Below are 17,180 nucleotides of genomic sequence, written 5' to 3' on the forward strand. Positions count from 1 at the left end.
TCGCGGAGATCGGCCGCCTTGCTCGCGAACGGCGAGCACACCGTCGGGCCCGAGCAGACCCTGGACGCGCTCAAGCGTGCGCTGCGCGCGCGAGTCCGCGCCGGAGACGCCGCCCCACAAATAGGACTGCTCGGATCCCAAAGGCACCACGTCCTCCGCGACCACGCCCAGACTCGTCAGCCCCGAGCGCTCCGGGCCCTCCGAGGTGCCGCTCAGCCAGCCCTCGAGCTGCCAGCGGACGCGGTCGGCCATGTGGTTGGCGAAGGCGCCCGCCCTTGCCCCAACGTCAGTGCGCCACACCCGCTCCAGTTGCTGACCGCGCTCCGTACCAGCGACGATGCGCACCTTGCCGCAGCGCATGCCGGCATCGAGCAGGGCGGCATCCAACCGCTCGGCGAGCAGGCGTGCCACGGGGACGAGCTGCTCGGAATTCTGGGCGGGCTCTTCGAAGACGTACTCGACCGCGATGTCCTCCTCCGCGCGGCGCAGCACGGGGGTGCGACATCCTCGCCGCGAGCGACGCGATGCGCCCACGCGCCAACCGGCCCAAAGCGCGCGAGGACGTCGGGGAACGGCAGCGCCGTGAATGCGCCGAGCGTCTCGATGCCGAGCCGCGTGAGCACGGAAACCAGGTCCTCCACCGCCTCGCGCTTGGTGCGCTCCATCGCCGCGAGGGCGAGCGTGCCGATGGGGTGTGGCGCGAGGAACGCCGCCGACTCCCCCGCTGGGATGAGCACAGACGCCCTGGCCGCGAGCACCGCCGCGAGCAGGCCGTCGGCCGCTCCTACTGAGCTTTCGCAGCCGGCGAGCTCCGCGACCGCGCTGACGAGCGCCTCGGCGAGCGCCTCCTCAGAGCCGTGGAAACGTGCCGCGCCGTCCGCGGGGATCATGAGCATGCCCGGCCGCGAGATCTCGACGCCCGCGACCACGTCCTCGGCGGCGGCCGCGACGGCCTCGAAGGCACGGGCGTCGCGGACCTCGTCGTACGGGAGGATCGTGATGTCGGGGCATGCGCGCTGCGCGAGGCGCTTGCGCTGGCCGCGCCTGACCCCGGCGGCACGGGCGGACGCCGAGACCGCGACCATGCCGCGGCCGTAGAGCACCGCGGCGGGCGCGCTGGGGCTCAGCCCGGCCTCCGCGGCCGCGGCGACGACGGGCCAGTCGGGCACCCACAGCACGGCGCGGCGGGTGGTGGCGACCACGGGGGTGGTCATGGCGCGCTCCCTGCCGCGCGTCACTGCCGAGCCGTTCGAACATGTGTTCGATTATGGCATTGGCCAGTGACATCGACCAGTCCTACGTGAAGTGACTACCCAATCGGATCACACGTCTGATAGTTCGGATCGCTGGCATGAGCCTCCCAATCCTCCATCGAGAGGTTGTTCAACTCCGTGCCAGTCATATCAGCGTCGATCTGGTATCCGTGTTCCTTTAGGCAGGCTCGCACTTCGGGGGTGTCCCACTGGTTGTTGTAAGCATCGACCACGGTGGGCTGGTCGGCGAACGCAGCGCTGGCCCAGTTGTCAAAGCGCATGGAACAGTCGTCCATGACCTCGTTGGCCGTCTTGTCACTCATGCCATCCGGCTGAACCGAGAGGTAGTAGGGGATCCGCAGACCTGAACCCGGCACAACTTCACGCGGGTCCTTGTCCATCACCGTGAATCCTGCATCCCTCAGGCATTGCTTGGTGAGTTCGGCCAGCTCATTGAGGTCCTCGAACGTCACCTCTCCGCGATCACGCGCACGCTCGAGCACCTCAATCTGTTGCTCGTCGGCTCCGTTTGCCTGTGCGGCTTCGACGTACTTGGCGATAGACATGCCGCCTGTTGATGAACTCGGTTGCGGCCCATCCGCACCACAGCCAGCAAGAACGATCAGTGATGCTGCAGCCAAAGTGCCTAGCGCGCGTCTAGACACTGAGGATCTTGGAGGTCGGATTCCCAAGGAAGTCCCAGTAGTGCTTCGACTGAGAGAGCGTCGCCGACACTTGGTGCAACTTGACGCCGGACGTAGTGCCGAAGTTCTCGGGGGAGTCCCATGCATAGACACTCCCGCCCACGTAGATCCTCGACGAGATCTTGACGACTCCGCATGAGCCGTTGGACGCGGTCTTCGCCGTGGAATGATTGGGGCCGTCGTTCACGTTGCTGATTGGACGGTCAGTTCCGTTGCAGTCGATCGTCCCAGAACCTGCACTCGCGGGGCCCGCAACGAATGCAACCCCCAACAATGCAATAACGACGACACTTCCGGCCTTCCGACCGAACCCCATCGGGCGAACGTTTGCTCGCATGTCAGTTACCTCTCTCTCGTGTTCATGCCCCCCCCCTCAGAGAGGCCTTGCCCGAACCCGTGATTGGGCTCGTCTCTGCACCGTACCGCCGATCCGGCCCCGGCGCATGCTGAGACTGAAGCTAGTCAGATTTGCGGCTTGCGCCCATCCGGTGGCCGGATTTAGGTACGGCCTCATGGTCATCGGAGAAGTGCGCGAGCCGCCGCGATGATCTCATCAATCGTGAGCCCAAGCTCCGGATTCGCCCTGAGCTCGGCCACCCGGCGCTCGACCTCTGCCTGCTACTCGACAGTGGGTACTGCGATTCCTGCATACCGCTGCCGCACGGCCTCTCCTGAGGTGCCGATGGCCTCTCCAAGCTCGCGCCATGACAGCCCGGCCTCGCGCCCCTTGGAGATCGCGTCCGCCAAATCTTTCTCAGCCTGCGCGCGACGGAACGCCGCGAGTTTGACGACCATCAGGGGTGGCATAGGGGCGTCGAAGTCCTCGGGATTCGGCTCGTAGGCTTCGAACGCATCCGCGAGCGAGTCCGCGTTCGCGATGAGATCTTCAAGCGAGCGAGGCATGCTGCCATTCTAGGCTGGCGACAAGTTAACTTGTCAAAGCGGTTCGGTCCGATCCGAGAGCATCGAGTGCGTCTCGCTCTGGGTCGGAAGCTTGCGAGCCGCTGCGATCGCCTCGTCTATCGTCATCCCCAGTTCAGGATTCGCCTTGAGTTCGGCCACCCGACGCTCAACCTCGGCCTGCTGTTCAGGGGTGGGAGCTGCGAGCGCGTCGCGAATCACCTCGGAACGCGTTCTCCCCTCGCGTTCCGCTCGCGCATCGAGCACCGCAAGTTCCTCTGCGGTGAGGCGCAGCGTGACCACCGTCGACGGCTCGTTTCCGCGACCCGGGCGGCCACGGCCGCGCTTCTTCAGTGCCGCAACGTCGTATCCGGCCTCAGCCTCGTCGGCCCAGGCCGCAATCTGCTCGTCGGTGACAGGTGCCCCGCTGATGCCCTCGCGCTCGTCCATGCCTTTAATGTAATACGATATTGCAACCGCTTCTAGTCCCTGCCGCGTCACGCCGCCCCCTCCAAGCTTGCCTGCCCGACGCTGGCTCGGCTTTCGCTCCGCAGCATCACGTCGGCGTCAAGCACCAGGGCGACGCGCCGGGGCTGGCCTCCCGCGCGGGAGGTCACCTCCACGAGCAGATCCCGAGCGCGCAGTCGGCCGTCACCCGCGCCGAGCCCTCGCCAGGCGGACTCGACAACGGCCAAGTTCACGTGTGCCCCATCCCACGGGCCGGCACTGATGAGAACAGCTCCCCGCTCTCGCGCGCGAGCAGCCAACCGCCGCCGATCCGCGTCGTTGAGCGCGAGCCGCGGTCCCAGCACCACCACCTCCATGCCGTCGACGCACGCGCCCGCAACGGCCGGTGCCTGCGCCCCCGGATGCGGAACCAGCGCGAGCCGCGCGAGCTCGATCCCCCTGCGCGCGGCCGCGACCACGCCAACGCTCGGCATCCCGATCATCGCAGTCCACGAGCCCTCGCGAGACGCCTCCGCCACCAGCGCGAGCACCAGGGACGTCGAACCCTGCACCGCGACCACCTGGCCGCGACGGAGGCCGGTGGGCAGAGCGTCGGACAGTGCGGGGGCAAGGGGAAGCGTTGGCGCGTCCCAACACTCCCTACTAGTACCAACCCGCGTCTGCACGGCGGCGAGCGCCGCCCTGGCCTTCTCGAGGCGCGCGGACTGAAGAGTGGCGTCCATGACCCCTCCCATCATTCGAACATATGTTCGATTATGGCACCTGGGTGTGACATGCGCGAGCCCGAGGCCAGCGCCCCTGCTCGGGCCGCGGTTCTGAACCGGATCTGGCTGGTTTCAGCGCAACATCAGGCCAGAAACACCTCGAATCCGGCTCAGGGCTGCGGGGGAAGGTGGGGCCGCTGGGGAAGGTCGCAGTTGCAGAGGTGCCGCCGGGTGCCGGTGCTACGCTGACCCCCAGAATGTAAGCGCGTACATTCACCTGCAAAGACGGAGGAACGGTGACGACCGAAGCACGGCCCACTCATCGGCGAACGGCCGCATGGATCGCCGCCGGCGTGATCGCCCTCGGCGCCGCAGGCATCGCGGCCGGCGTCCTCGCGACCAGCGCCGACGCAAGCCCCCACGCCGTGGCCCCAACCCGAGCAGACGGCACCACCGACAACTCCTTCTACTTCGTCATGACCGACCGCTTCAACGACGGCGACCCCTCCAACAACGACGGCGGCCTCGGCAGCGATCCCCAAGTCAGTGGCTACGACCCCACCAACTCGGGCTATTACCAGGGCGGGGACCTCAAGGGCCTCGAGGACAAGCTCGACTACATCCAGGGCCTTGGCGTCAACGCCATCTGGGTCACTCCCCCGTTCACCAACAAGGCCGTGCAGGCGGAGGACCAGTCCGCCGGCTACCACGGCTACTGGATCACGGACTTCGAGAACATCGACCCTCACCTCGGCGGCAACCAAGCGATGCAGGACCTCATCGGCGCAGCCCACGACCGCGGCCTCAAGGTCTACTTCGACATCATCACCAACCACACCGCGGACGTCATCGGCTACGACGGCGGCGACCGGATGCCCTACATCAGCACGGACGCCTCGCCCTACAAGGACGGCGAAGGCAACGCCTTCAGCCCCAGCAACATCGCGGGGTCCGACGCTTTCCCCACCTTGAGCGCCGACACCTCCTTCCCCTACACGCCGGTGCTCGCACAAGGCGAGGAGACAGCCAAGAACCCGTCCTGGCTCAACGACGTGACGATGTACCACAACCGCGGAAACACCACCTATACCGGGGAAGACGCCCTCTTCGGCGACTTCTCCGGCCTCGACGACCTCTTCACGGAGAACCCGGCTGTGGTCAAGGGCATGACGGACATCTACGAGGGCTGGATCAAGGACTTCGACGTTGACGGCTTCCGCATCGACACCATGCGGCACGTGAACGACGAGTTCTGGCAGAGCTTTGGCCCGGACGTGTTGAGCTTCGCCCACGACCAGGGCAAGAAGGACTTCTTCATGTTCGGCGAGGTCTATGACACCTCTCGCGCCAAGACCAGCCACTTCACCACCACGGCGGACCAGCAGGCCGTGCTCGACTTCCCCTTCCAGGACGCGACGCGCGCCTTCGCGTCCCGCGGCAACTCGGGCGAAAAGCTCGCGGACTTCTACGCGGATGACGACTGGTACACCGACGCCGACTCCAACGCCTACGAGCTGCCCACCTTCCTCGGCAACCACGACATGGGCCGCTTCGGCGGCTTCCTCCAGGCGGACAACGCCACCGCAAACGCGGACACGCTGCTCAGCAAGTACGAACTCGCCAACGACCTCATGTACCTCACCCGCGGCAACCCGATCGTCTACTACGGCGACGAGCAGGGCCTTACCGGCGATGGCGGCGACCGCGCGGCGCGCCAGGTCATGTTCGGCACGCAGATCCCCGAGTACACGGATGACGTCCTGATCGGCTCCATCGCCACGCCCGCGCAGCCGGTCTTCGACACGTCACAGCCGCTCTACACACAGATCGCCGCCCTCAACAAGCTGCGCGCCGACTACCCCGCGCTCGCCACCGGCGCCCAGATCACGCGCTACGCGGACGCGAACGTCTTCGCATTCAGCCGCTTCGACCGCGACGAGCGCCGCGAGTTCGTGGTCGCGCTCAACAACTCCTCGGACGCACAGACCGTCACCATCCCCACCTGGGGCGGAACGTTCGCCGCCGTCTACGGCGACGTCGGTGACAGCGCTCTCGCGGGCACCGACAGCAGCGTGACCGTGACAGTTCCCTCCTACGGCGCCGTGGTGCTCCGGGCCGACGCTACCCTCCCTGGCACGGACGCTCCCCAGATCTCGCTAGAGAAGACGCAGGTGCCGGCCGACGACCAGGGTCGCCTTCAGGTCACGGCCGACGTCACGGCCGAGTCGTACGCAGAGGTCAGCTTCTGGCGCCAGGCCACCAACCCAGACGGCACCGACGGCGAGTGGACCTACATCGGCACCGACGACAACGCCCCCTACCGCGTCTTCGACAACGTGAGCGGCATCGCCCCTGGCACGGACGTGCACTACGTGGCCGTGGCGTCGGACGGAAAAGGCCACGACACGAAGAGCGAGGCCATCGATGCAACGGTTCCCGCGCCGTCGGTCACCCTCGTGACGCCCGCCCCGGGCGACCTGCTCGGAGACACGCCGCTGGTGGCCGCCGAAGTGTGGCCGGACCGCGAGGGAACCACCGTCGAGATCCAGCGCAAACTCCCCGGAGGCGACTGGGAGAAGGTGGGCACCGACGACACGGCGCCCACGTACGCCGCCACGGACGATCTCACGAGCGTCGCCCCCGGCCAGGACGTCCAGTACCGCGCGGTCGCGACGCAGGGCGACATGACCGTGGAGTCCGCGATCTTCGCAGGCAAGTCGGGCGCCGCCGCGCAGCCTGCCGAGGTCTCGCTGCCGGGCACGGTGAACTCCGTGATGGGCTGCGGCGAGGACTGGGCGCCGTGGTGCGACCAGGCGCAGCTGACGCTCGACGACGCCACCAACCTGTGGTCGATCACGGTGGATCTGCCCGCCGGAGACTACGAGTACAAGATCGCGATCAACCGCTCGTGGGACGAGAACTACGGTGCGGGCGGACTCAAGGACGGGCCCAACATCCCGCTCGCGCTCACCAAGGACTCGACCGTGACGTTCACCTACGACAACACCACCCACCTGGTCACGGAGACAGGAGCGGGCTAGCGGTCGCGTAGCTCCCACATCGCCACCGCGGACGCCGCGGCAACGTTGAGCGAGTCCACGCCCCCGCGCATGGGGATGGTGACGGTGGCGTCCACATGATTGAGCGCGCGGCTGGTGAGCCCGTCGCCCTCGGTTCCCAGCACCAGCGCCACACGCTCATGGCCCGACGCCGCGAAGACATCGAGCGGAACGGCACCCTCTTCCAAGGCAAGGCCCGCGACGACAAACCCCAGCTCCCGGAGCTCATCCAAGGCGCCGGGCCACGTCTCAGCCCGCGTCCACGGCACCTGGAATACGGTGCCCATCGACACCTTGACCGAGCGACGGTAGAGCGGGTCCGCGCATTCGGGAGAGACCACCACGGCGTCGGCCCCAAGGCCGGCGGCGGAGCGGAAGATCGCGCCAACGTTCGTGTGATCCACGATCCCCTCGAGCACCACCACGAGCCTCGCAGAGGCGACCAGGGCACCCAAAGGGGGCAAGACGGGGCGGTGCATCGCCGCCAACGCGCCGCGGTGGACGGCAAACCCCGTAATGGCCTCGAGCTCGGAGTCGGAGCGAACGAGCACCGGTGTACCGAGAGGAAGCAACGGCGACACCGAATCGACCCACTTCGGCGAGCACAGCACGGACCGCGGCACGTGCCCAGCCGCCACGGCGCGCGCGATGACCTTGGCGCCCTCCGCCATGTACAGGCCGCGCTCGGCCTCGAGCGATCGCCGCAGCGCGACGTCGGTCAGGCCGCGATAGTCCGCGAGAAGAGCCTCTTCACTCACGATGACTTCCAAGGGTCTGAGTGAAAGACGTGACGCGTGTGACGGCCGCTCTCGCGAACGGCGTCACACGCGTCACATTGGTCACTGTGACCCTTGTCTGTCGACCGCTCACGCGGGCGGGGCTTGGCCCTTCTCCGCCTCGGGGTCGAACGGCTTGCCGGAACCGGTGCCGTGCGACTCGGCATCCGCGGTCACGCCCTCCGCGAGACGACGCGCCTCTTCGAGCGCCTTGCGCGGGTCCTCGAGCGCGGAGGTCAGTGCCGACTTTCGCTTCGAGGCAGCCCCAGGGTCGCGCTTGAGCGGCTCGGCACCGTCCTCGTAGCCGAACCCGGCTGCAACCGCCTTGAGCGCGCCCGTGAACTCGGTGGGCACGAACCAGATCTTGTTGGAGTCCGTCTTGGCGATCTCCGGAAGCATCTGCAGGTACTGGTACGCGAGCAGCTTGGAGTCCGCGTCACCCTCGTGGATGGCGTCAAACACCTGCAGGATCGCGCGCGCCTCGCCCTCCGCGCGCAGAATCTTGGACTGGGCCTCGCCCTCCGCATTGAGGATCGCGGACTGCTTGTTGCCCTCTGCGGTGAGGATCGCGGACTGCTTGACGCCCTCGGCGTTGAGGATCGCCGCGCGACGGTCGCGCTCGGCGCGCATCTGCTTCTCCATCGAGTCCTTGATAGAGGCTGGCGGCTCGATCGCCTTGAGCTCCACGCGGTTCACGCGAATCCCCCACTTGCCCGTGGCCTCGTCAAGCACGCCACGCAACTGACCGTTGATCTGGTCGCGGCTCGTGAGCGTCTGCTCCAGGTCCATGGTGCCGACGATGTTGCGGAGCGTAGTCGTCGTGAGCTGCTCCACACCGGTGATGTAGTTGGCGATCTCGTAGACGGCCGCCTTGGGGTCCGTCACCTGGAAGTAGATGACGGAGTCGATGTCCACCACGAGGTTGTCGGACGTGATGACGGACTGCGGCGGGAACGAGTAGACCAACTCACGCAGGTCCACCTTGTGGCGCACCTTGTCGAAGAACGGGATCAGGAAGTGCAGGCCGGCGTCGAGCGTGCGGCTGTACCTTCCGAGCCGCTCCACCAGATACGCCTGCGTTTGGCGCACCACCACGATCGCCTTGGCGATTGCCACGATCACGAAGATCGCGAAGAACAGAACGACGAAGACCCACAGCCAGTCGGTGACGTCAGTCATGAGTTACCCCTCCTCACTTACATGTGCCGACGGCACGTCTGCGGGCTCCACGATTGCCATGGCCCCCTTGATCTCTACAACGGTCGCGTACGCGTCCGCGGCCACGGCGCCCTCGCGAGTGCGAGCGGTCCAGACCTCCCCGTTGAGCTTCACGCGACCGGTGCGCGTGGTCACCTCGTCAAGAGCGACGGCCGTGCGGCCAACGAGGGCCGCGGTACCCGTGGACATCGCGCCGGTCTTGAAGTGCCGCATCAGCGCCGGGCGCAGCACGAACAGCAGCAGCGCGGACGCGATCGCGAACGTCGCGATCGACGCCCACAGCGGGAAACCGAGCAGCGACACTACTCCGGCCGCGAGCGCGCCGCCGGCAAGCATCGCGAACGTCAGGTCGAGGGTGAAGATCTCCGCGATCCCCAGCAGCATCGCCCCGATGAACCACCACAGCGATGGATTCATGACTGCCTCCTTACCCCTAACCTATCCTGCGCGTCGGGCGGTGTAGCGCCCACCGTCGGACAGCAGCTCCACCGGCATGGAATACGTAGTCGAGAGGTTCTCCGCCGTGAGCGTCTCCGCGAGCGGGCCAGCCGCCACAACCTCGCCGCCGCGCATCAGCAGGACGTGCGTGAAGCCCACGGGGATCTCCTCAACATGGTGGGTTACCAGGATGATCGCGGGAGAGCGCCGATCACCGGCGAGTTCCGTGAGCGCCGCGAGCAGTTCCTCGCGGCCGGCAAGGTCCAGGCCTGCGGCGGGTTCGTCGAGGAGCAGGAGCTCCGGGTCCGCCATGAGCGCGCGCGCGATCTGCACTCGCTTGCGCTCCCCCTCGCTGAGCGTCCAGAACTCGCGCTCCGCGAAGTCCGCCATGCCGAACGCGAGCAGCAGCGCCGCCGCCCGCTGCTCGTCAGGCTCCTCATACTCCTCGCGCCAGCGCCCAGTGATGCCGTGCGCGGCGGTCATCACCACGTCGCGCACCTTCTCCTCTGGCGGAATCCGGTCCGCTAGCGCCGCGCTGGAAAGACCCACGCGAATGCGCAGCTCCTGCGTGTCCGCCTCGCCAAGCACCTCGCCAAGAACGCGCGCCACGCCGGCCGTGGGGTGCGAGCGGGCACCTGCGATCGAGATGAGCGAGGTCTTCCCAGCGCCGTTCGGTCCGAGGACCACCCAGCGGTCCGCGCCATCGACGTGAAGGTCGACTCCGCGCAGGATCTCGTTGCCGTCCCTGCTGAGCGCCACGCCTTCGAACGCCAGCACCTCAGTCATACGGCGAGCCTATCGAAGAATGGACTGGTAAAGGCCCAGCGTACGCTCGCCGATGGCACCCCACGAGAAGTGCTCGCTGGCCCTTGCTCGCCCTGCGGCTCCCATGCCCGACGCTCGCTCGCCATCGAGCGCGACAGTCGCCAGGGCGGTGGCCAGGTCGGCGACGAACCGGTCTGGGTTGAGAGGGGTTCCCGTGCCGTCCGTGAGTTGCTCCAGCGGCACCAGCAGGCCGGTCTCGCCGTCGACGACGACCTCGGGGATGCCGCCGGTCGCGGAGGCCACTACCGGCAGGCCAACGGCCATCGCCTCGAGGTTGACGATGCCGAGCGGCTCGTAGATCGAGGGGCAGACGAACACGGTGCACGCATCCAGCACCGCGATGAGCTCCGGCCGGGGAAGCATCTTCTCGATCCAGATGACGCCATCCCTGTGCTCCTGCAGCCGCGCCACGGCCTCGGAGACCTCCCTGGCGATCTCCTGCGTGTCCGGCGCGCCCGCACACAGCACCACCTGGATCTCGGGCGGCAACTGCTCCACCGCCCGCAAGAAGTACGGAAGGCCCTTCTGCCTGGTAATTCGCCCAACGAAGACCACGGCAGGGCGAGAACGATCGATTCCCCACTCGGCGACCACAGCGTCGGCCCGTGCGCGGTCCTCATCAGAGACCGGCGGGGCCCATGACGCGACGTCGATGCCGTTGTGGATCACGTGGACGCGGGCCGGATCCACCGCCGGGTACGCGCGCAGCACGTCGGCGCGCATTCCGGCGCTGACGGCGATGATCGCGTCCGCGGCCTCGTACGCGGTCTTCTCGATCCAGCTGGAGACGCGGTACCCGCCGCCCAGCTGCTCGGCCTTCCACGGGCGCAGCGGCTCAAGCGAGTGGGCGCTCAGCACATGCGGCATCCCATAGAGCGTCTTGGCGAGGTGCCCCGCCATGTTCGCGTACCAGGTGTGCGAGTGCACCAGGTCCGCCCCCTGCAGTCATGCGCCATGGGCAGGTTGTGCGCGAGCACGTCGAGAGACGCGTCGCCAACGCCCCCACCGAGCGCCTCATAGCCCGTCACCCCGGGCTCGTCCCTTGGACCGTCGAAGGCGCGGACGCGCACGTCGATGTGACCCCGCAGCACGGCGGCGAGCTCGGTCACGTGGACGCCGGCGCCGCCATAGATGTGGGGCGGATACTCCCTGGTCAGAAGGTCTACTCGCATGTCCCCAACGCTAGTCCTGTCAACACGCTCCGGGGCCCGCCACAGGTCCCTCCCGCCGCCTATGCTGGGGACATGTCAGCGCCAAAGGTCCTCGCCATCGTCCTCGCAGGGGGTGAGGGCAAGCGCCTGATGCCGCTCACGGCAGCCCGCGCCAAGCCCGCGGTGCCCTTCGGCGGCACCTACCGCCTCGTCGACTTCGCGGTGAGCAACGTCATCAACTCGCGGTACCTCCACGTGATCGTGCTCACCCAGTACAAGTCGCACTCGCTCGACCGGCACATCGCGCGCACGTGGCGCCTGTCGCCGCTGCTCGGCAACTACGTGGCGCCGGTGCCTGCGCAGCAGCGCCGCGGTCCCCACTGGTACCTGGGCAGCGCCGACGCGATCTACCAGTGCGCGAACATCTTCGAGGACGAGCGGCCGGACATCGTGGTGATCGTCGGTGCCGACCACGTGTACCGGATGGACTTCTCGCAGATGGTGGACGCGCACCAGGCTTCAGGGGCCGCCTTCTCGATCGCGGGCATTCGCCAGCCCATCTCGCTGGCGCCCGAACTTGGCGTCATCGACATCGATCCCGAGGACCCGAGCCGCGTGCGCGCCTTCCTGGAGAAGCCGCGAGACCCGGCGGGCCTCGCCGACAGCCCCGGCGAGGTGCTCGCGTCGATGGGCAACTACGTCGCGGACGCGGACGCCCTCATGGAGGCGCTCGCCAAGGACGCCGACCGCGTCGGCTCCAAGCACGACATGGGCGGCGACATCGTCCCGTACTTCGTGGAGCGCGGCGAGTGCGGCTTCTACGACTTCCGCCACAACGACGTCCCAGGGTCCACGGATCGCGACCGCAACTACTGGCGCGACGTGGGAACCCTCGACTCCTACTTCGAGGCGCATCAGGACCTGATCGCGGTCTCGCCCGTGTTCAACGTCTACAACCACGAGTGGCCCATGCATCAGGGGCTCATCACCGCTCCGCCGGCCAAGTTCATCCACTCCGAGGAGGGGCGCCTTGGCCACGCCGCGGACTCGATCGTGTCGCCCGGCGTGATCGTCTCCGGCGCCACCGTCACGGGTTCCGTCCTCTCTCCCGGCGTGCGGCTTCACTCCTGGTCAACCGTGAGCGACTCCGTGCTCCTCGATGGCGTCGTGGTAAACCGGCACGCGCAGATCCACCGCGCCATCGTCGACAAGAACGTCATCGTCGAGGAGGGAGCGCGCATCGGCATCGACCGCGAGTGGGACCTGCAACGAGGCTTCACCGTGACCGAGTCGGGCATCACCGTCGTTGCCAAGGGCACCGTGGTTTCTTCATGACCCGCCTCCTGGTGATGGACGTCGATTCCACCCTCATCACCGCAGAGGTCATCGAACTCATCGCCGAACGTGCGGGCACTCGCGCCGAGGTGGCCCGGATCACCGAGGCGGCAATGCGCGGAGAGTTGGATTTCGCCGCGTCCCTCAAGGAGCGCGTCGCGACGCTCGCAGGGGTTCCAGGGACGGTGTTTCAGGAGGTCCTCGCGGAGGTCGAGTTCACGCCCGGCGCCGTCGAGCTCGTCGACGCCGCGCAAGGCGCCGGGTGGACGGTGGCGCTCGTGTCCGGCGGTTTCGCGGAGATCGTCGGCCCCCTCGCGCAGACCCTGGGGATCACGCTGTTCCGGGCCAATCGCCTCGAGGTGGCCGACGGCCGTCTCACCGGCCGCACGGTGGGTCCCGTGATCGACCGCGAGGCGAAGGAGCTCGCGCTGCGAGAGTTCGCCGCGGATCTCGGAGTCGCGCTGCAGGACACGGTGGCGATCGGGGACGGCGCGAACGACCTCGCGATGATGGCGACCGCCGGCCTCGGGATCGCGTTCAACGCCAAGCCCGTGGTCCAGGCTCAGGCGGACGTCGCCATCACCGAGCCGCGCCTCGACGCCGCGCTGCCTTACCTGGGGCTGTAGCGACCACCTCTTTTTGCTGCTGGTGGATTCTGCCTGCTGTTTGGCCGCTCGGTCTCCAGATGGTGGATCCCACCCGGTTCTGACCCTTATTCAGGCGGTATCCACCATTAGGGCGTCTTCGTGGTTTGGCGTTATGCGGGCCAGTGCACGTCCACCGCGAATCCTGCCGCTCGCATCGCCTCGATGAGGGCGAGCGTCTCGCGCTGCCAGCGGCCCCGCATCTCGGCGGGCGTGCCGTCGCCGCCTAGGCGCAGCGCCTCCGCCATTCCCCTGGCCACCTTCGCATTGCCCGACGCTGTTGGCTCCTTGCGTACCCACGTCCCCGTGTCCACGTCGAACGCCTCGCCGTAGAGCCCCGACTCTGGATCCCACAGGTGCTCTCTGTGCATGCGGTACTGCATGTCGGCGGGGGCGAAGTCGCTGGTAGACACCAAGAAGGGCACCACCTCGGCGATCGCGTCCGCCCACACCTCACCCTCGTGGCCCGGGTAGTACAGCACGCCGCTGTCGTGACGCGGCGCCCACCTCAGCAGCTGCCAGCGGTGCTCCTCGCGAGGGTCCTCGGGTGCGTCAGAAGTGGGCATGCGATGAGCAGATGGCCGTCAGCACGGCGCCGTGCTGCGTAAGCCCGGAGAGCGCGCCCTCGAAGTCGAGCAGCGCCGCAGTCCCCGTGGGAAGACCCTGAGCGATCCGCTGAAGCGCCTTCGTGTTGGATCCCGGTCCCGCGAGCCACGCCGCCGCGGCGGAGATCGTCGGCTCGTGCCCAACGACGGCTATGGCGCCCTCGTCGTGGACATCGCGAAGCAGGCCGATGAGGCCCCCAACGTGAGTCTCGTATAGGGCGGGCTCGGTGGAGGCCGCAGCGGCGGGGAACGTCGGCTGCATGAGCCGCCAGGTCTGCTGGGTGCGCACCGCGCTCGACACAAGCGCGCGCGAGATCTCAACCCCGGCGTCGGCCAGAGTCACCGCGAGTGCCTGTGCGGAGGTGCGGCCCTCGAGGGTGAGCGCCCGGTCGTGATCGTCCAGGCCGGGACGAGGCGCCTCGGCCTTCGCGTGACGCACGAGCACCAGGCGAGTCATGCGCTCAAGCGCCCATCGCGTGCACGCCGCCATCGACGTGAATCATCTCGCCGGTCGTTGCGGGGAACCAGTCGCTGAGCAGCGCGGTCACCGCGCGAGCCGCCGGCTCGGTGTCATCCGAGTCCCAGCCGAGCGGGGCGCGCGCATCCCAGTTTCCCTCCATCTGATCGAAGCCGGGGATGTGCTTGGCCGCGGTCGTCTTGAGCGGACCGGCGGAGACGACGTTGCAGCGCACGCCGTGGGGTCCCAGATCGCGAGCGAGGTAGCGGTTCACGGACTCGAACGCCGCCTTCGCGACGCCCATCCAGTCGTAGACGGGCCACGCGTAGCGCGCGTCGAAGGTGAGGCCCACGATCGAGCCCCCGCTCGACATGAGGGGCAGCGCAGCCTCGGCGAGCGCCTTGAGCGAGTACGCGGAGATGTTCAGCGCGACCGCGACGTCCTCCCACTGGCCAGCCATGAAGTTGCCGCCCATGACCGACTGCGGGGCGAAGCCGATCGAGTGCACCACGCCGTCGAGGTGCGGGACGTGCTCGCGGACCGAGTCCGCGAGCGTCGCGAGCTGCTCAGGGTTGGTGACATCGAGCTCGACAACCAGCGCCTCCTGCGGAAGGCGACGGCCCATGGACTGCGTGACCTTCAGCGTGCGACCAACGCCTGTGAGCACCACTTTGGCGCCCTCCTGCTGGCACAGCTTCGCCACGTCGAACGCGATCGAGGCCTCGGTGAGCACGCCGGTGACCAGAATGTTCTTGCCTTCAAGAATGCCCATAGTTTCCTCCTGTGAGTGAGCGTAGTGCCGCGGCGCAGCCGTGGTCTTTGTCAGTGGCCCATGCCGAGGCCACCGTCAACGGGGATCACGGCCCCGCTGACGTAACCGGCTGCGTCAGACGCAAGAAAGAGAGCAGCTGCCGCAACGTCGTCAACCGAGCCGAAGCGTCGGGCAGGAATGTTGGCCTTGTACTGCGCAACCAGGTCATCGCCGAGTTCCGCGGTCATCGCGGTCTCGATGAAGCCGGGCGCGATCACGTTCGCAGTGATCCCGCGCGAGCCGACCTCGCGCGTGATGGACCGCGCCATCCCGACGAGTGCGGCCTTCGATGCGGAGTAGTTGACCTGGCCGGGGTTGCCGAGCAGCCCGACAACGGAGCCGATCATCACGATGCGACCGTACTTCTCGCGCATCATCGAGTTCACCGCGCGCCGCACGGTGCGGAACGTGCCCGTGAGGTTGACGTTGATGACGTCCTCGAAGTCCTCGTCACTCATGCGCATGAGCAGGCCGTCCTTGGTGATGCCGGCGTTCGCGATCAGCACCCGGACGCGGCCGTGCCGTGCCTCGAGCTCGTCGAAGGCGGCGTTGACGGAGTCCGAGTCCGAGATGTCGCCGATCGCGCCGTCCACGCCCTCCGGAAGGTTTCCTCCGCGGTAGATCGTCGTGACGGTGTCGCCCGCGGCGACGAAGGTTTCCGCGATCGCCCTGCCGATGCCGCGAGTGGCGCCCGTGACCAGCACGTGTCGTGTCATGCTGGCAACGGTAGCCGAGCGCGCGCACGGCACACGAATCAACGCACGGCAGAGCGTTATCGAAGCGATACGATTTTCGGGGCCTAGGTACCCGTAACCCCTGCCACAATGTTGATAGTGTGCGCAGGACAGTTCGGCAGATGCGCAATGACGCGAACAAGGGAGTACGCATGACCATCGAGGACGCTGTGTCAGTCAAGGGGGCGCGCAAGCGCATTTCAAGGACGCTCGGCTTTGGACTCGTCGCCGGCGTCGCAGCCCTCACCCTCGCAGGCTGTGGTTCGGGCGACACCTTCATCGACGGTTGGTGGGACAACGGCGACCCGGTGCTGGTGCCGTCAAAGTCGAGCCTGTTCGACGCGGACGGCCAGCCGATGTGCAACGCGCCCACAGCCTTCGGCACCCTCGAGACCCGTGCCCGCTCGTACTCAGAGACCGGTGGCGTAGTCAACGCCTTCCTCTTCGAGATCGCGAATCCTGAGACGGACCCCGCCACCGCGAGCACCGCGAAGGAGCGAAACAGGCTCGAGGTGCTCCAGAAGAGCCCCGAGGCGATGTGGCAGCTGACGTTCCCGGCGTTCGACAAGGAACACGGCATCAAGACGCCGGAGGACATGCGCGCCGTCAAGACGGAACTGCAGGAGCACATGCCCGATCTCCTCACGGAGGGCGGCGTCACCGCATACGTCAAGGTTGACGACCAGTGGATCGAGGGGCCGCAGGGCCACTTCTCTGTTCGCCGCGCGGACGATCCAGAGAGCTACATCAAGGACAACAAGATCAACACCACGTTCAGCGGCCTCACGAACACCTACTGGGTGGCGCAGAAGGACGATGGCACCGAGTACCTCCTCGTTCGCAACAAGGAGACGGGCGTGGGCACCCTCATGCGTCACGGCGCGGACGACATCATCCTCGACTCCGCGACCGAGTCCTTCACGCGCTACAACGTTGAGAACGAGTCCACCGGAAACAACCCGGACCTCTCGCTCACCATCGTGAACGACCAGTGCCTTCCCATCGACGGCAAGCAGGTCTCGCGCTACTGGGTGTACGACTACGAGCTCCTCGACGGCACCGAGCAGCAGCCGAACGTCATCAAGTAGGCCCCTCGCC

General features: G+C 67.4%; 17 protein-coding genes and 2 pseudogenes. 4 read left to right on the forward strand and 15 right to left on the reverse strand.

The genetic code is table 11. The features are described from left to right. Window positions 1-212: 212 nt before the first annotated feature. The 6 genes and pseudogenes from NVV57_12720 to NVV57_12745 all read right to left on the reverse strand — a co-directional run bounded on the left by NVV57_12720 (window position 213) and on the right by NVV57_12745 (window position 4,047). On the reverse strand, window positions 213-1,214 hold the full coding sequence (locus NVV57_12720; protein MCR6713483.1) for a hypothetical protein: 1,002 nt from the start codon (window positions 1,212-1,214) through the stop codon (window positions 213-215). A gap of 95 nt (window positions 1,215-1,309) precedes the next feature. Beyond that, window positions 1,310-1,819: a hypothetical protein gene (locus tag NVV57_12725; GenBank protein MCR6713484.1), complete on the reverse strand. Its 510-nt coding sequence runs from the start codon at window positions 1,817-1,819 to the stop codon at window positions 1,310-1,312. A gap of 91 nt (window positions 1,820-1,910) precedes the next feature. Next, a complete protein-coding gene (locus NVV57_12730; protein MCR6713485.1) occupies window positions 1,911-2,144 on the reverse strand; it encodes a hypothetical protein in 234 nt (77 codons plus the stop codon). 431 nt (window positions 2,145-2,575) lie between these two features. After that, entirely contained in the window at window positions 2,576-2,860 is a 285-nt protein-coding gene (locus NVV57_12735; GenBank protein ID MCR6713486.1) for a hypothetical protein, read from the reverse strand. Between the two features lie 198 nt (window positions 2,861-3,058). Next, a pseudogene (locus NVV57_12740) lies at window positions 3,059-3,307 on the reverse strand (ribbon-helix-helix domain-containing protein). A 47-nt stretch (window positions 3,308-3,354) separates the two neighbouring features. Further along, the gene (locus tag NVV57_12745; protein MCR6713487.1) at window positions 3,355-4,047 is read right to left on the reverse strand and encodes a hypothetical protein; all 693 of its coding nucleotides are present in this window, start codon (window positions 4,045-4,047) and stop codon (window positions 3,355-3,357) included. Window positions 4,048-4,325: 278 nt separating this feature from the next. On the opposite strand from NVV57_12745, the gene NVV57_12750 reads away from it, so the two are divergent. Then, window positions 4,326-7,070 (forward strand): alpha-amylase family glycosyl hydrolase, encoded by a 2,745-nt coding sequence (locus NVV57_12750; GenBank protein ID MCR6713488.1) that lies wholly within the window; start codon window positions 4,326-4,328, stop codon window positions 7,068-7,070. Here NVV57_12750 and NVV57_12755 read toward each other — a convergent pair. From NVV57_12755 to glgA, 5 genes and pseudogenes are all read right to left on the reverse strand, one after another. Continuing rightward, entirely contained in the window at window positions 7,067-7,846 is a 780-nt protein-coding gene (locus tag NVV57_12755) for an RNA methyltransferase (GenBank protein MCR6713489.1), read from the reverse strand. The two genes, NVV57_12750 and NVV57_12755, sit on opposite strands and share 4 nt — an antisense overlap. A gap of 108 nt (window positions 7,847-7,954) precedes the next feature. Then, entirely contained in the window at window positions 7,955-9,043 is a 1,089-nt protein-coding gene (locus NVV57_12760) for an SPFH/Band 7/PHB domain protein (protein ID MCR6713490.1), read from the reverse strand. A 3-nt stretch (window positions 9,044-9,046) separates the two neighbouring features. After that, window positions 9,047-9,499 carry an NfeD family protein gene (locus NVV57_12765; protein ID MCR6713491.1) on the reverse strand — a complete coding sequence of 151 codons (453 nt, stop codon included), beginning with the start codon at window positions 9,497-9,499 and terminating at the stop codon, window positions 9,047-9,049. A 21-nt stretch (window positions 9,500-9,520) separates the two neighbouring features. Beyond that, a complete protein-coding gene (locus NVV57_12770) occupies window positions 9,521-10,306 on the reverse strand; it encodes an ATP-binding cassette domain-containing protein (protein MCR6713492.1) in 786 nt (261 codons plus the stop codon). 9 nt (window positions 10,307-10,315) lie between these two features. After that, a pseudogene (glgA, locus tag NVV57_12775) lies at window positions 10,316-11,517 on the reverse strand (glycogen synthase). A 72-nt stretch (window positions 11,518-11,589) separates the two neighbouring features. Here glgA and NVV57_12780 point away from each other — a divergent pair. Further along, the gene (locus tag NVV57_12780) at window positions 11,590-12,831 is read left to right on the forward strand and encodes a glucose-1-phosphate adenylyltransferase (protein ID MCR6713493.1); all 1,242 of its coding nucleotides are present in this window, start codon (window positions 11,590-11,592) and stop codon (window positions 12,829-12,831) included. Next, complete coding sequence (gene serB, locus NVV57_12785) at window positions 12,828-13,457, forward strand: phosphoserine phosphatase SerB (GenBank protein MCR6713494.1); 630 nt, start codon at window positions 12,828-12,830, stop codon at window positions 13,455-13,457. The genes NVV57_12780 and serB overlap by 4 nt, the downstream gene beginning before the upstream one ends. Window positions 13,458-13,588: 131 nt before the next feature. On the opposite strand, the gene NVV57_12790 is transcribed toward serB, so the two are convergent. Genes NVV57_12790 through fabG form a run of 4 tightly spaced genes read right to left on the reverse strand, consistent with a single transcriptional unit; the run spans window position 13,589 to window position 16,064 of the window. Then, a complete protein-coding gene (locus NVV57_12790; protein MCR6713495.1) occupies window positions 13,589-14,041 on the reverse strand; it encodes a hypothetical protein in 453 nt (150 codons plus the stop codon). Then, window positions 14,028-14,537 carry a histidine phosphatase family protein gene (locus NVV57_12795; GenBank protein MCR6713496.1) on the reverse strand — a complete coding sequence of 170 codons (510 nt, stop codon included), beginning with the start codon at window positions 14,535-14,537 and terminating at the stop codon, window positions 14,028-14,030. The genes NVV57_12790 and NVV57_12795 overlap by 14 nt, the downstream gene beginning before the upstream one ends. A gap of 4 nt (window positions 14,538-14,541) precedes the next feature. Next, window positions 14,542-15,309, reverse strand: a complete 768-nt coding sequence (gene fabI, locus NVV57_12800) for an enoyl-ACP reductase FabI (protein ID MCR6713497.1) — start codon at window positions 15,307-15,309, stop codon at window positions 14,542-14,544. A 50-nt stretch (window positions 15,310-15,359) separates the two neighbouring features. After that, window positions 15,360-16,064 (reverse strand): 3-oxoacyl-ACP reductase FabG, encoded by a 705-nt coding sequence (fabG, locus tag NVV57_12805; protein MCR6713498.1) that lies wholly within the window; start codon window positions 16,062-16,064, stop codon window positions 15,360-15,362. A 170-nt stretch (window positions 16,065-16,234) separates the two neighbouring features. On the opposite strand from fabG, the gene NVV57_12810 reads away from it, so the two are divergent. After that, window positions 16,235-17,170: a hypothetical protein gene (locus NVV57_12810; protein MCR6713499.1), complete on the forward strand. Its 936-nt coding sequence runs from the start codon at window positions 16,235-16,237 to the stop codon at window positions 17,168-17,170. Window positions 17,171-17,180: the final 10 nt, after the last annotated feature.

It is taken from the genome of Demequina sp., from assembly GCA_024707205.1.
In the GTDB taxonomy this organism is placed as follows: Bacteria; Actinomycetota; Actinomycetes; order Actinomycetales; family Demequinaceae; genus Demequina.

What these genes read in the sequence shown, in the direction of transcription:
- NVV57_12720 (MCR6713483.1), bottom strand. Translation starts at nt 1,214, where the DNA reads ATGACCACCCCCGTGGTCGCCACCACCCGCCGCGCCGTGCTGTGGGTG.
- NVV57_12725 (MCR6713484.1), bottom strand. Translation starts at nt 1,819, where the DNA reads ATGTCTATCGCCAAGTACGTCGAAGCCGCACAGGCAAACGGAGCCGAC.
- NVV57_12735 (MCR6713486.1), bottom strand. Translation starts at nt 2,860, where the DNA reads ATGCCTCGCTCGCTTGAAGATCTCATCGCGAACGCGGACTCGCTCGCG.
- NVV57_12745 (MCR6713487.1), bottom strand. Translation starts at nt 4,047, where the DNA reads ATGGACGCCACTCTTCAGTCCGCGCGCCTCGAGAAGGCCAGGGCGGCG.
- NVV57_12760 (MCR6713490.1), bottom strand. Translation starts at nt 9,043, where the DNA reads ATGACTGACGTCACCGACTGGCTGTGGGTCTTCGTCGTTCTGTTCTTC.
- NVV57_12765 (MCR6713491.1), bottom strand. Translation starts at nt 9,499, where the DNA reads ATGAATCCATCGCTGTGGTGGTTCATCGGGGCGATGCTGCTGGGGATC.
- NVV57_12770 (MCR6713492.1), bottom strand. Translation starts at nt 10,306, where the DNA reads ATGACTGAGGTGCTGGCGTTCGAAGGCGTGGCGCTCAGCAGGGACGGC.
- NVV57_12780 (MCR6713493.1), top strand. Translation starts at nt 11,590, where the DNA reads ATGTCAGCGCCAAAGGTCCTCGCCATCGTCCTCGCAGGGGGTGAGGGC.
- serB (MCR6713494.1), top strand. Translation starts at nt 12,828, where the DNA reads ATGACCCGCCTCCTGGTGATGGACGTCGATTCCACCCTCATCACCGCA.
- NVV57_12790 (MCR6713495.1), bottom strand. Translation starts at nt 14,041, where the DNA reads ATGCCCACTTCTGACGCACCCGAGGACCCTCGCGAGGAGCACCGCTGG.
- NVV57_12795 (MCR6713496.1), bottom strand. Translation starts at nt 14,537, where the DNA reads ATGACTCGCCTGGTGCTCGTGCGTCACGCGAAGGCCGAGGCGCCTCGT.
- fabI (MCR6713497.1), bottom strand. Translation starts at nt 15,309, where the DNA reads ATGGGCATTCTTGAAGGCAAGAACATTCTGGTCACCGGCGTGCTCACC.
- fabG (MCR6713498.1), bottom strand. Translation starts at nt 16,064, where the DNA reads ATGACACGACACGTGCTGGTCACGGGCGCCACTCGCGGCATCGGCAGG.
- NVV57_12810 (MCR6713499.1), top strand. Translation starts at nt 16,235, where the DNA reads ATGACCATCGAGGACGCTGTGTCAGTCAAGGGGGCGCGCAAGCGCATT.